We start from the raw sequence: 12165 nt of genomic DNA, 5'->3' as shown, positions 1-12165 counted from the left end.
ATTGTTTTTGTTGAAGCCAGCACGGGGTCAGCAGACGATCAAGGCGACCAACACGGCACAGTGGTTAAATCCTTTTGTCGCGCCAATGGCCAGAGGCCACCACGCAGTGCCATTCAGGCCAGTAGCTGCAACGCCTCGCTGCTGCACTGCCGGATACGCGACCAGTCCCCGCGCTCGACCCAGTCACGCTGGAACATCCAGGTGCCGCCGACGCACATGACGTTGGGCTGCTCCATGTAACGCTGCAGGTTGTCCACGGTGATGCCGCCAGTGGGGCAGAAACGCACGCCACCGAAAGGACCGGCCAGCGCCTTGAGCGCTGCCACGCCGCCGCATATTTCGGCCGGGAACAGCTTGAAGCGGCGATAGCCGAGGGCATAACCGATCATCAGTTCCGACGCGCTGCTGACGCCGGGCAGCAGGGGCAACGGATTGTCCAGCGCGGCCAGCAGCAGCTCACGGGTGCTGCCCGGCGTGACGATGAACTGCGCACCGGCATCGGTCGCCGCAGCCAGCATCTGCTCATCGAGCACGGTGCCGGCACCGACGCAGAGCTCGGGGCGTTCACGGCGCAGGCGGCGGATCGCCTCCAGACCATGCTCGGAGCGCAGCGTTATCTCCAGCACGTGCAGGCCGCCAGCAGCCAGCGCATCGGCCAGCGGCAGGACATCCGCCTCACGGGCAATGGTGATCACCGGCATGATCCGCGCCTGAGCGCAGATGCGGTCGATCTCGGCGATTTTTTCGGCCATGCGCGCACGCTGGCTCTGATCGGGGCTGGTCATCAGGGGCACCAATGGATTTCGAGAGGAGAATGCAGGAAGGCCCGAATCGGCAGACGGGCGATATCGCCGGGCGCCAGCGCCTCGGCCAATGTCGCCAGCTTGGCCTGGCCCTGTATCGCCAGCAGCGGCAAACGGGCACTGGCCAGCACCGGCAGCGTCAGGGTCAGGCGTTGGCTCGGCTCGCTCGGCGCCTGCATCGGTAATACACGTCGCTCGCAGCCTGGCTGCAGCGCCTCGGCCAGATTGGGGCTGGCGGGGAACAGCGAAGCCGTATGGCCATCGTCGCCCATGCCCAGCACCAGCACATCGATGGGCGCCAGCTCGGCGCAGGCCGCATCGGCCAGTTCGGCGGCTTGCTGCAGGTTGCCGGCGACCTGATAGAGGCTGAGAAAACGCGCCTCGGCAGCCAGCCCGCAGAGCAGATAGCGGCGCACCAGCGCCTCGTTGCTGCTGGCATGATTGACCGGTACCCAGCGCTCGTCGGCCAGGCTCACCACGACCTGTGCCCAGGGCAGTTCCTGCTGAGCCAGGGCTTCGAAAAAGGCGATCGGGCTGCGCCCGCCAGAGACCACCAGAGTCGCCCGACCACTCGTGGCGATGGCCTGGCGCAAGGCCTCAGCCACCTGCAAGGCCAGCGCATCCGCCAGCGCCTGCGCACTGGCGTGATCATGGGCAAGCACGCCTTCGGGCAGCTTCAGTTCAGAGATCGCCATACCAGCTCCTCCCGTCGCGAGTGATCAAGACCACCGAGGCCATGGGGCCCCAACTGCCGGCCGTATAGGGTTTTGGCGCTTCGCCAAGGCGCTTCCAGCCGGCGATCAACTGGTCACACCACTGCCAGGCGTACTCGATTTCATCCTTGCGCACGAACAGGTTCTGATTGCCGCGCATCACCTCCAGCAGCAGACGCTCATAGGCATCTGGAATGCGCGCGCTGCGATAGGTGTCGGAAAAGCTCAGTTGCAGCGGCCCGCTGCGCAGCTGCATGCCCTTGTCCAGGCCCTGATCCTTGGTCAGCACCTGCAAGGTGATGCCCTCGTCCGGTTGCAGGCGGATGACCAGCTTGTTGCCGATCAACTGGCGCTGCTCCGGAGCGAAGATGTAGTGCGGCGGCGCCTTGAAGTGGATGACGATCTGCGACAGCTTCTGCGGCATGCGCTTGCCGGTGCGCAGGTAGAACGGCACGCCAGCCCAGCGCCAGTTGCGGATATCGGCACGCAGCGCGACGAAGGTCTCGGTGTCGCTGCGGGCGTTGGAATTCTCCTCCTCCAGATAACCCGGTACCGGCTTGCCGCCGCTGCTGCCAGCCACGTACTGCCCGCGCACCACGCGCTGGCCAAGCTGCTCGGCGGCAATCGGCTCCAGTGCCTTGAGCACCTTCACCTTCTCGTCACGGATGCTGTCGGCGGACAGGTCGCTGGGCGGATCCATGGCGATCAGGCAGAGCAACTGCAGCAGGTGGTTCTGGATCATGTCGCGCAGTTGGCCGGCCTGATCGAAGTAACCCCAGCGGCCTTCGATGCCGACCTGCTCGGCCACGGTGATCTCCACGTGGGAGATGTGATTCTGGTTCCACTGGGTTTCGAACAGGCTGTTGGCAAAGCGCAGGGCAATCAGGTTCTGCACCGTCTCCTTGCCCAGGTAGTGGTCGATACGATAGACGCGATTCTCCGCGAACACCCTGGCCACCGCATCGTTGACCGCGCGCGAGGAGGCCAGGTCATGGCCGATCGGTTTCTCCAGCACCACCCGCGTGCGCTCGGCCAGTCCAGCCGCCGCGAGGTTGGCGCAGATGCCGCCGTACACCGAGGCAGGCGTGGCGAAATAGGCGATCAGTTGATCCTGTACACCGACCTGCTCGGCCAGCGCCGGGTAGGTTTCGACCTCGAGAAAATCCATGCGCAGGTAGCTCAGGCGCGCCATGAAGCGTGCGAGTTCGCTGGCCGTCAGCTCCTGGGCTGGCACATGCAGACGCAACGCCTGCTCGATGACTGCCAGATGCCGTTGCGGTTCACCCTCGTCCCGGGCGAGCGCGAGGATGCGCGTGTCATCGTGGAGCAAACCGGCACGATCGAGCTGGTAAAGCGCGGGAAACAGCTTGCGCAGGGCCAGATCACCCAGCGCGCCGAACAGAGCCAAGGTGCAGGATTCAAGCTTCAAAGCGGTCATGATTTTATTCTTTTATCAAGATGCACTAGAGATACCGGGTGATAGTGGTTTTATCAAGAACAAATATTGTTATAGCAACAACATTTCCTGGATTGGGCGATAATCAGTGGTGAGCGCAGGGCGTGATCAGTAGGATAAGCCGGCCTTCTTACCGATCACCGTCACCCCTGGCGCGAAATCGCAAACCCGTTCAACGCCTGCTAGGAGCCCCCATGGACCGCGTGCGCAACCTGCTGGAACAGATCCAGAGCCGCCTGGACGACCTGAACAAGGCCGAACGCAAGGTGGCCGAAGTGATCCTCCACGATCCGCAACAGGCCACTCGCCTGAGCATCGCCGCCCTCGCCCAGGCCGCCGGCGTCAGCGAGCCGACGGTCAACCGCTTCTGCCGCTCGTTCGGCACCAATGGCTACCCGGAACTGAAGATGCAGCTGGCGCAGAGCCTGGCCAGCGGCGCCGCCTATGTCAGCCGTGCGGTCGCGGCCGACGATGGCCCCGATGCCTATACCCGGAAGATCTTCGGCAGCACCATCGCCTCGCTGGACAGCGCCTGCCAGAGCCTCGACCCGCAGCACATCAGCCGCGCCGTCGACCTGCTGATCCAGGCCCGGCAGATCCACTTCTTCGGCCTTGGCGCATCGGCCTCGGTGGCACTGGATGCCCAGCACAAGTTCTTTCGCTTCAACCTGGCGGTCTCGGCCCACTCCGACGTGCTTATGCAACGCATGATCGCCTCGGTGGCACACACCGGTGATCTGTTCGTGATCATTTCCTACACCGGGCGCACCCGTGAACTGGTGGAGGTGGCACGCCTGGCTCGCGAGAACGGCGCCTCGGTGCTCGGCCTCACTGCCGCCGGCTCGCCACTGGCCAGGGCCAGCACCCTGAGCCTGGACATTCCGCTGCCGGAAGACACCGACATCTACATGCCGATGACCTCGCGCATCATCCAGCTCACCGTGCTCGACGTGCTCGCCACCGGCGTCACCCTGCGCCGTGGCGTGGACTTCCAGCCGCACCTGCGCAAGATCAAGGAAAGCCTTGGCGCCAGCCGTTACCCGGCGGACGAAGAACCGCTGTAAGTACTAAAAGCGGGTGCGCACGGCGCACCCTACGGGATCGCTGCGCAAGGCATACGGGTAGGGGCGCCGTGCACACCGCGATGAACCCGAGGTTGACGCGCAGCCGATCCTGAACGGCTTCTGGTAGGCTTGCCGGTTTTTCCGAATACCTGCCAGGAAACACCGCCATGCATGCACTGATCGCCCTCAGCCGCTTCGTCGGCAATACCTTCGCCATCTGGGTGTTGCTGTTCGCCATTCTGGCGTTCTTCCAGCCGACGTGGTTCCTGCCACTGACCAGCTGGATCGTACCGCTGCTCGGACTGATCATGTTCGGCATGGGGCTGACCCTGAAAGCCGCCGATTTCCGCGAAGTGGCGCGTCGCCCCCTCGCCGTGCTGGTGGGCGTGCTGGCGCAGTTCATCATCATGCCCGGCACCGCCTGGCTGCTGTGCCAGCTGTTCGCCCTACCGCCGGAGATCGCCGTCGGCGTGATCCTGGTCGGCTGCTGCCCAGGCGGCACCGCCTCCAACGTGATCACCTGGTTCGCCCGTGGCGACCTGGCCCTGTCGGTGTCGATCACCTCGGTCACCACCCTGCTCGCCCCCATCGTCACGCCGACACTGATCTGGCTGCTGGCATCGGAGTGGCTGCCGGTCTCCTTCAGCGCGATGTTCATTTCGATCCTGAAAATGGTACTGCTGCCGATCATCCTCGGCCTGATCGCTCAGCGTCTGTTGGGTGAGCGGGTGAAAACCGCCGTGGATGTACTACCGCTGATCTCGGTGGTGAGCATCGTCGCCATCGTCGCCGCGGTCGTGGCCGCCAGCCAGGCCAAGATCGCCGAATCCGGCCTGCTGATCATGCTGGTGGTGATCCTGCACAACAGCATCGGTCTGACGCTAGGCTATCTGGCCGCCCGCCTGTGCGGCATGCCGCTGGCGCAGCGCAAGACAATGTCCATCGAAGTGGGCATGCAGAACTCCGGCCTCGGCGCCGCTCTGGCCAGCGCCCATTTCAGCCCGCTGGCGGCCGTACCCAGCGCCTTGTTCAGCGTCTGGCACAACCTCTCCGGCGCCCTGATCGCCACGGTGTTCCGTCGTATGGGCCAGGACGCCGAGAAAAGCGCCCACTGACTCGATGAATCGCTATGTCTGCGTTAGCTGTTGCCAAGCGGTTCAGGGAAGGCTCGGAGCCTTGCAGGGTGGGCTTTAGCCCACGCTGACCGCCGCTGGCGGGCTGAAGCGGAGCGCCGCCCGGCCCACCCTACGGGCCTTTGCACCAACCCCCAGCACTTAACGCAGACATAGCCCGATGAATCGCACCAATACGGGGCGACTTGTTCCGGACGCGCCAATATGCACAATATTGGCGCACGCGAGGACGACCTCCGCACCCTGATCACAGGGTGGCTCATCCGGGGACGGCCCCTTCAGCACTCACTGGAGGTCATCATGTCCTGGATCATTCTGCTGCTTGCCGGCCTGTTCGAAGTCGGCTGGGCCATCGGCCTGAAGTACACCGAAGGCTTCACCCGCCCCCTGCCGACCCTGCTGACCGTCAGCGCCATGCTGGTCAGCCTCGGCCTGCTCGGCCTGGCCATGAAAGAGTTGCCACTGGGCACCGCCTACGCGATCTGGACCGGCGTCGGCGCCGTGGGCACGGTGATCGCCGGCATCATCCTGTTCGGCGAGTCCATGGCGCTGATGCGCCTGGCCAGCGTCGCGCTGATCATCACCGGGCTGATCGGGTTGAAGATGAGTCACTAAGGCTGGTGCGCACAGCGCACCCTACGGCGGGCACCATCGCCTCACGTAGGGTGCGCCATGCGCAGCGACATCAACGCCAGTCGCCGCGCAACTCGCTCACTTGCACTTGCAGCGCTTCGCGCTTGGCCAGCTCCGGCGCTACCGGCGCACCGGCTACCAGACACACCCGCGACCACAAGCGCCGGAAGAAACCCTTGTTCGGGTCACGGCTGAAGAAGCTGCCCCACAGCCCCTGCAACGCCATCGGGATCACCGGCACCGGATTCTCTTCGAGAATGCGCTCGACACCAGCCTTGAACTCGTTGATCTCCCCATCACCGGTCAACTTGCCCTCGGGGAAGATGCACACCAGCTCGCCGTTGCGCAGGTACTCGGCAATCTTCTTGAACGCAGCGTCATAGATCAGCAGATCCTCGTTACGCCCGGCGATCGGCACGGTGCCGGCAGTGCGGAAGATGAAGTTGAGCACCGGCAGGTCGTAGATCTTGTAATACATGACGAAGCGCACCGGCCGGCGGATCGCGCCACCGATCAGCAACGCATCGACGAACGACACGTGGTTGCACACCAGCACCGCCGGGCCTTCCTCGGGGATCGCCTGCAAGCCCTTGTGCTCGACACGGTACATCGAATGCCCCAGCAGCCAGATGAGAAAGCGCATGCTGAACTCGGGGACGATCTTGAAGATGTAGCTGTTGACCGCGACGTTCATCAGCGAGACCACCAGGAACAACTGCGGAATCGACAGCCCGGCCACGCTGAGAAAAAGAATCGCGACGATGGCCGACGCCACCATGAACAAGGCATTGAGGATGTTGTTGGCAGCAATCACTCGCGCCCGCTCGTGCTCGACGGTACGCGACTGGATCAACGCGTACAGCGGCACGATATAGAAACCGCCAAACAGACCGATGCCAAGTATGCAGCCGAGAATCCACCAGGCCTGGCCGTAACCCAGCAGCGCCATCCAGTCATGCAGCCCGTCGCCCTGCGGGAAGCCGCCGGAGAACCACCACAGCAGAATGCCGAACAGGGTCAGGCCAATGGAGCCGAATGGCACCAGGCCAATCTCCACCTTATGCCCGCTCATGCGCTCGCAGAGCATCGAGCCCAAGCCGATACCCAGCGAGAACACGGTGAGGATCAGCGTCACCACGCTCTCGTCGCCATACAACCACTGCTTGGCGTAGGCGGGAATCTGCGTCAGGTACACCGCACCGAGGAACCAGAACCAGGAGTTGCCGACCAGCGAGCGCGACACCGCCGGGCGCTGGCCAAGGCCGAGTTTCAGGGTCAGCCAGGTCTGACGGAAGATGTTCCAGTCGATGCGCAGCGACGGCATGGCCGGCTCCGCGCGGGGGATGCCCAGGCTGGCCAGGTAGCCGATCAGTGCAACCACCACCACGGATCCGGCAACGATGGGCGCATAGTGACTGCTGGCCATCATGACTCCGGCGCCGATGGTGCCGGCCAGAATCGCCAGGAAGGTGCCCATCTCCACCAGAGCGTTACCGCCGACCAGCTCTTTTTCCTGCAGATGCTGCGGCAGGATCGAATACTTCACCGGGCCGAACAGCGCCGACTGCGTGCCCATGGCGAACAGCACGGCGAGCATCAGCGTGAGGTTGTTGAACAGCACACCGGCGGCACCGGCGAAGAGGATGAACACCTCCACCAGCTTGAGCTTGCGGATCAGCGCGTCCTTGGCGAACTTCTCGCCGAACTGACCGCCGAGCGCGGAGAACAGGAAGAACGGCAGGATGAACAGCAACGCGCACAGATTGACCAGAAGGTCGCGGTCGGCGTCCGTGTTGAGCTTGAACAGAATGACGAGAATCAGCGACTGCTTGAAGATGTTGTCGTTGAAGGCGCCGAGCAATTGCGTCACGAAAAACGGCAGAAAGCGCTTCTTGCCGAGCAGAGCGAATTGCGATTGTTGAGACATCGTCCATGGTCCTCGCGGGGGTCGAATTGCCCGCACAGGCATTTGACTGCAATTGCCCAGGCAAAAGCCACAGCGCAAATGCGAACGCCTTGGCGATACGACTCGCCAGGCGCACACCTCGTAGGGTGCGCTGCGCGCACCGGGAATACCGCGATACCAGCTTGATGCGCACGGCGCACCCTACGAGGCAGCCCCGACGAAGCGCAACTGGGGCAACGTATCGGCCTCGTCACCCACCCAATATGACAGGCGAAAAAAAACGGCAACCCAATCGGGCTACCGTTCTCGAACTCGGAGAAAACGTCAGTGCCCTCGCACTGACTACAACCTCACCTGCAATCCCTAGGGAATGCCCGCGCAGTCTGACAAAAGCCAGGGGCAACGTCCGTTTAGCTTTGTTAACTGCCTGCAAAGAAATGTAAACGGCGGATGACTGAGCAGTCCGCGCCACGGCACAATCGCGCCCCATGAACACCTATCACCCCGCCTGCTGCAGCGCGCTTGACGATCACGATCCACTGCCACGCCCACTGGCCGGCGCGCACCTGATCAGCACCCGCTTCGACCCGGCGCAGTTCGCCGCAGGCGACTGCGAGCGCTGCGACATTCCCCCGGTACGCGGCGTGGCCAAGCGCCAGAGTGAATACCTGGCCGGCCGCCTGTGCGCCCGTGAAGCCCTGCGTCGCCTCAACGGCCATGCCATCGCCCCCGCCGTTGGGGAAGATCGCGCGCCGCAGTGGCCCGCCGGCGTAAGCGGCTCCATCACCCACGGCGACAACTGGGCCGCCGCCCTGGTGGCCGCCAGCGACCAGTGGCGCGCCATCGGCATGGATGTGGAACGCCTGCTGCCAGCCGACCGCGCCCTGCGCCTGCAAGGCGAAATCCTCACACCAAACGAACTGGCACGCCTCGACGGGCTGGACGACGAAGCCCGCGCCCTGCACATCAGCCTGACCTTCTCGCTCAAGGAAAGCCTGTTCAAGGCGCTCTACCCACTGACCCTGACGCACTTCTACTTTCATGATGCCGAGCTGCTGGGCTGCGACCACGACAGCGCGCGCCTGCGCCTGCTGATCGACCTGAATCGCGACTGGCGCACCGGCGCCGAACTGGACGGGCAATTCGCCCTGTTCGACGGCAAGGTGCTGAGCCTGGTGGCGGTGGAGGCCTGATCATTCGGTGCGCACGGCGCACCCTACCTGCGATCAGTAGGGTGCGCCGTGCGCACCAAGCCCAACACGAACGCGCCCTACTCCCCCTGACGCCGCGGCCATACCAGGCTGAAGCGCGCGCCGCCGAGGCTCTCGCTGCGGCTGATCTGCGCGCGACCGCCGTGCCAATAGATGATCCGGCGCACGATGGAAAGCCCCAGGCCATGCCCACCCGAAGAGCGCGTGCGGCTGTCGTCCAGGCGCAGGAAGGGGCTGAACAGCCGCTCCCAGGCCTCCTCCGGCACACCCGGCCCGTCATCCTCGACATCGATGCGGCAACGCTTGTAGCCCACCTGGCAACTGATCAACACCCGCCCTTCGGCGTAACGCATGGCGTTGCTCACCAGGTTCTGCAGGGCGCGGTGCAGGTAGCGCGGCTCGGCCTCGACCCAGCAGGCGGTATCGGCCTGCACACTGAGAATCGCCCCGCACTCCACACGCACGGTAGTGCTCAGCGGCGCCAGCTCTTCGATCACCTGATCGATCAGCGCCTTGAGTTCCACCTGCTGGAAATTCAACGCCGGCGAGCCCTGCTCCAGGCGCGCGTAGGTCAGCATCTCGTCCACCAGCTTGTCGAGATCCTGAATATCGCTGTCCATGCCATCCATGTACTTGCGTCGGGCCGTTTCGCTCTCGGCATCGGCGATCATCTCCAGGCCGAAACGCAGGCGCGCCACCGGCGTGCGCAGCTCGTGCGACACCGCGCGCACCAGCTCACGCTGGGTGCTCAGCGAGGTCTGCAGGTGCTCGGCCATGGCATTGAAACTGCTGGCCAGACGCCCCACCGAGTCGGCGCCACGGGTCGGCACGCGCGCATCCAGGCGGCCACTGGCAATCCGTGTGGCGGCGCCTTCCAGCACGCGCAGACGCTGCTCCAGCGAGCGCACCAGCAGATAGACGATCAGGCCGATCAGGCTCAACCCCAATGCGCCGATGAACACCAGCAACTGCGGCGGATAAGGGTTCATCTGATACAGCGGGCCGATTTCCAGCACCCAGGGCGTGTCGACGATGCCGGAGAACACATGGATGGAATCACCGCCCCTGCCCAGCGCCATCACCGTATCGCCCTCGTCGATACGCCGACGCTGATCGAGATCGAGCAACGCCTCGTCCAGGCGCACCAGATGCAGGTCGAAGCCGAACTGCTTGGCTGCCTTCAACTCGGCCAGACGCTGCGGCTGCTCGTCGACCGGGTAACGGATCAGCTCGTCGATCAACAGATAGTTGGTGGCCCGCGCCAACTGCTCGCTGATCTGCTGAATCTCACCGGTCAGCAACAGCGGCTGCTTGCCGTCGAGCAGGCCGTAGACCTTGGCCGAGTGCGGACCGGTCTGCTGCACCAGCACATGACCGCGTTGCAGCCGATTGCGCTCGCCCGTCTCCAGGTGCACTTCGTCCATCTCCTGCAGGCGCAGCGGAATGCCCAGCAGGCGCGACCACACCACCAGGGCACGGCGGCGCTCCACCTCGCTCATGCCCAGCAGGTTGTCCGCCATCAGACGGAACGTGCCGCGCGCCAGCCCTTCACGGTACTGGTCGCCACGCACCTCGTTGACCAGGTGCAAGGTGCCCACACCGAGCAGCGCCACCAGCACCAGGGCGGCGAGCATACCGCCGTAGATTCGCAGAAAGATGGAGTTCATCGCGCGGTTCTCTGGCTGCTGAGCAGACCGAAGCAATCCAGGCTGAGATAACGCCCCTCCTGGTACTCGCACTCGCGGCGCACACCTTCGTGGGCAAAGCCCAGGCCCCGCAGCAGGCCGCTGCTGGCCAGGTTTTCCGTGTCCACCACGGCCTCGATGCGGTGCAGATCCATCGCTTCGAAGCCATAGGCGATCACGGCCTCCAGGCTCTCGCGCATCACCCCACGGCGCCAGTGCTCGGGCATCAGCCAGTAGCCCAGCTCGGCACGACGGTGGCGGCGCTCCCAGTCGTTGTAACCGCAAGCGCCGAGCAGTTCTGCCGGGTTGTCCGGACGGCAGATGCCCCACCAGATGCCCGTGCGTTCGAGCAGCAGTTCGCGGTACCAGTCCATCTGCGCCTGGGTGGCTTCCAGCGTGGCATAGGAAACGCCGTAGTAGCGGATCACCTGCGGGTCGGAAAGGCCAAGGAAGATGGAGCGGATATCCTCCTCGACGATCTCCCGTAAACGCAAACGCCCGGTCTCCAGAACAGGAAACCGGGCGTCTTCGCTGGCTCGAACGCTCTTCGCCGGCTTGCTCAAAGCAGCGCCTCCGCCGCCTCGGCAACGAACAGATAGCCCTTGCTGCGCACGGTCTTGATCAGGCGCGGGTGCATTGGATCGTCACCGATCTTGGGCCGAATACGCGAAATGCGCACATCGATGGAGCGATCCTGGCCGTCGTACTCGATGCCACGCAGGGCGCCGAAGATTTCCTCGCGCGACAGGATGCGTCCGGCGTTGACCGCCAGCAGCCACAGCAGATCGAATTCGGCGCTGGTCAGCTCGATACCCTGCTCACCGAGCCAGGCCTCGCGCATCGCCTTGTCGATGGCCAGCGGGCCGAACTGCAGCCGGCGCGGCCCACCATCATCGCGCTCAGCCTCGCCACCCTGGCGACGCAGCAGTGCACGGATACGCGCCAGCAGCACACGGGGGCGCACCGGCTTGCACACATAGTCATCGGCGCCCATCTCCAGCCCGAGCACCTGATCCATGTCGTCGGTGCGCGCCGTCAGCATCAGGATCGGCCCCTTGTAGCCAGCGCGCACCTTGCGGCAGATGGTCAGGCCGTCCTCGCCCGGCAACATCAGGTCGAGCATCACCAGATCCGGCTGCTCGGCGAGAATCCGCGCCGCCGCCTTGGCACCATCGGCTTCGATGGCGACACGCAGGCCATTACCCTCCAGGTATTCCCGGGTCAACTGCGCCAGGCGCTGGTCATCCTCGACGATGAGGATCTGCCACGCTTCTTGTTCCACACCCACTCCCCTCTGCACCAGGCCACGGTCGGAAAACGACGCCCATTCTAGGGTCTGGCCCTGCTCTGCGCGAGCGGCAGGCGCAGCGACCTGCAGAACCATCAACGGTAAGCACAGCACATGCCAAAAGCACTATATATAGTGGTAGTCTGTGCGCTGCCGAACAGCTTCGACATCGCACTGAAATCCACCCGTCATGGGCGACGAACGGTCACCCACAGGCAGAGCCAGAAATGACGGGGGCTTGCCCGCCAACACCCACAAGGCACTCACACCTTA

General features: G+C 64.3%; 11 protein-coding genes. 4 read left to right on the top strand and 7 right to left on the bottom strand.

All coding sequences use genetic code 11. The features are described 5' to 3' along the window. Positions 1-113 precede the first annotated feature (113 nt). Genes C7A17_RS19295 through zwf form a run of 3 tightly spaced genes read right to left on the bottom strand, consistent with a single transcriptional unit; the run spans position 114 to position 2954 of the window. Positions 114-785: a bifunctional 4-hydroxy-2-oxoglutarate aldolase/2-dehydro-3-deoxy-phosphogluconate aldolase gene (locus C7A17_RS19295; RefSeq protein WP_106739540.1), complete on the bottom strand. Its 672-nt coding sequence runs from the start codon at positions 783-785 to the stop codon at positions 114-116. After that, entirely contained in the window at positions 785-1498 is a 714-nt protein-coding gene (gene pgl, locus C7A17_RS19290) for a 6-phosphogluconolactonase (RefSeq protein WP_106739539.1), read from the bottom strand. Before pgl ends, C7A17_RS19295 begins: the two co-directional genes overlap by 1 nt. Beyond that, a complete protein-coding gene (zwf, locus tag C7A17_RS19285) occupies positions 1485-2954 on the bottom strand; it encodes a glucose-6-phosphate dehydrogenase (RefSeq protein ID WP_106739538.1) in 1470 nt (489 codons plus the stop codon). The genes pgl and zwf overlap by 14 nt, the downstream gene beginning before the upstream one ends. Positions 2955-3166: 212 nt before the next feature. On the opposite strand from zwf, the gene C7A17_RS19280 reads away from it, so the two are divergent. From C7A17_RS19280 to sugE, 3 genes are all read left to right on the top strand, one after another. Then, a complete protein-coding gene (locus tag C7A17_RS19280; RefSeq protein WP_106739537.1) occupies positions 3167-4036 on the top strand; it encodes a MurR/RpiR family transcriptional regulator in 870 nt (289 codons plus the stop codon). A 167-nt stretch (positions 4037-4203) separates the two neighbouring features. After that, the gene (locus C7A17_RS19275) at positions 4204-5151 is read left to right on the top strand and encodes a bile acid:sodium symporter family protein (protein ID WP_106739536.1); all 948 of its coding nucleotides are present in this window, start codon (positions 4204-4206) and stop codon (positions 5149-5151) included. A gap of 318 nt (positions 5152-5469) precedes the next feature. Beyond that, complete coding sequence (sugE, locus tag C7A17_RS19270) at positions 5470-5784, top strand: quaternary ammonium compound efflux SMR transporter SugE (protein WP_106739535.1); 315 nt, start codon at positions 5470-5472, stop codon at positions 5782-5784. Between the two features lie 70 nt (positions 5785-5854). Here the strand turns inward: sugE and C7A17_RS19265 are convergent, their stop codons facing one another. Beyond that, positions 5855-7729 (bottom strand): MFS transporter, encoded by a 1875-nt coding sequence (locus C7A17_RS19265; protein WP_106739534.1) that lies wholly within the window; start codon positions 7727-7729, stop codon positions 5855-5857. A 467-nt stretch (positions 7730-8196) separates the two neighbouring features. Here C7A17_RS19265 and C7A17_RS19260 point away from each other — a divergent pair, with 467 nt between their 5' ends. Next, complete coding sequence (locus C7A17_RS19260) at positions 8197-8901, top strand: 4'-phosphopantetheinyl transferase family protein (protein WP_106739533.1); 705 nt, start codon at positions 8197-8199, stop codon at positions 8899-8901. A gap of 77 nt (positions 8902-8978) precedes the next feature. Here the strand turns inward: C7A17_RS19260 and C7A17_RS19255 are convergent, their stop codons facing one another. The 3 genes from C7A17_RS19255 to C7A17_RS19245 are packed head-to-tail and all read right to left on the bottom strand — an operon-like array spanning position 8979 to position 11886. Continuing rightward, positions 8979-10586, bottom strand: coding sequence for an ATP-binding protein (locus C7A17_RS19255; protein WP_106739532.1), 1608 nt, complete (start codon positions 10584-10586; stop codon positions 8979-8981). Beyond that, positions 10583-11167 carry a GNAT family N-acetyltransferase gene (locus C7A17_RS19250; RefSeq protein WP_106739531.1) on the bottom strand — a complete coding sequence of 195 codons (585 nt, stop codon included), beginning with the start codon at positions 11165-11167 and terminating at the stop codon, positions 10583-10585. Before C7A17_RS19250 ends, C7A17_RS19255 begins: the two co-directional genes overlap by 4 nt. Next, on the bottom strand, positions 11164-11886 hold the full coding sequence (locus tag C7A17_RS19245) for a response regulator (RefSeq protein WP_106739530.1): 723 nt from the start codon (positions 11884-11886) through the stop codon (positions 11164-11166). The genes C7A17_RS19250 and C7A17_RS19245 overlap by 4 nt, the downstream gene beginning before the upstream one ends. Between the last annotated feature and the right edge of the window lie 279 nt (positions 11887-12165).

The sequence above is a fragment of the Pseudomonas mendocina genome (assembly GCF_003008615.1).
GTDB classification, from domain to species: domain Bacteria; phylum Pseudomonadota; class Gammaproteobacteria; order Pseudomonadales; family Pseudomonadaceae; genus Aquipseudomonas; species Aquipseudomonas mendocina_C.
This window is presented reverse-complemented; position numbering and strand designations above follow the sequence as displayed.

Excerpts from the sequence above, each read along its gene's own strand:
- C7A17_RS19295 (WP_106739540.1), bottom strand. The coding sequence starts at position 785 with ATGACCAGCCCCGATCAGAGCCAGCGTGCGCGCATGGCCGAAAAAATC.
- pgl (WP_106739539.1), bottom strand. The coding sequence starts at position 1,498 with ATGGCGATCTCTGAACTGAAGCTGCCCGAAGGCGTGCTTGCCCATGAT.
- zwf (WP_106739538.1), bottom strand. The coding sequence starts at position 2,954 with ATGACCGCTTTGAAGCTTGAATCCTGCACCTTGGCTCTGTTCGGCGCG.
- C7A17_RS19280 (WP_106739537.1), top strand. The coding sequence starts at position 3,167 with ATGGACCGCGTGCGCAACCTGCTGGAACAGATCCAGAGCCGCCTGGAC.
- C7A17_RS19275 (WP_106739536.1), top strand. The coding sequence starts at position 4,204 with ATGCATGCACTGATCGCCCTCAGCCGCTTCGTCGGCAATACCTTCGCC.
- sugE (WP_106739535.1), top strand. The coding sequence starts at position 5,470 with ATGTCCTGGATCATTCTGCTGCTTGCCGGCCTGTTCGAAGTCGGCTGG.
- C7A17_RS19265 (WP_106739534.1), bottom strand. The coding sequence starts at position 7,729 with ATGTCTCAACAATCGCAATTCGCTCTGCTCGGCAAGAAGCGCTTTCTG.
- C7A17_RS19260 (WP_106739533.1), top strand. The coding sequence starts at position 8,197 with ATGAACACCTATCACCCCGCCTGCTGCAGCGCGCTTGACGATCACGAT.
- C7A17_RS19255 (WP_106739532.1), bottom strand. The coding sequence starts at position 10,586 with ATGAACTCCATCTTTCTGCGAATCTACGGCGGTATGCTCGCCGCCCTG.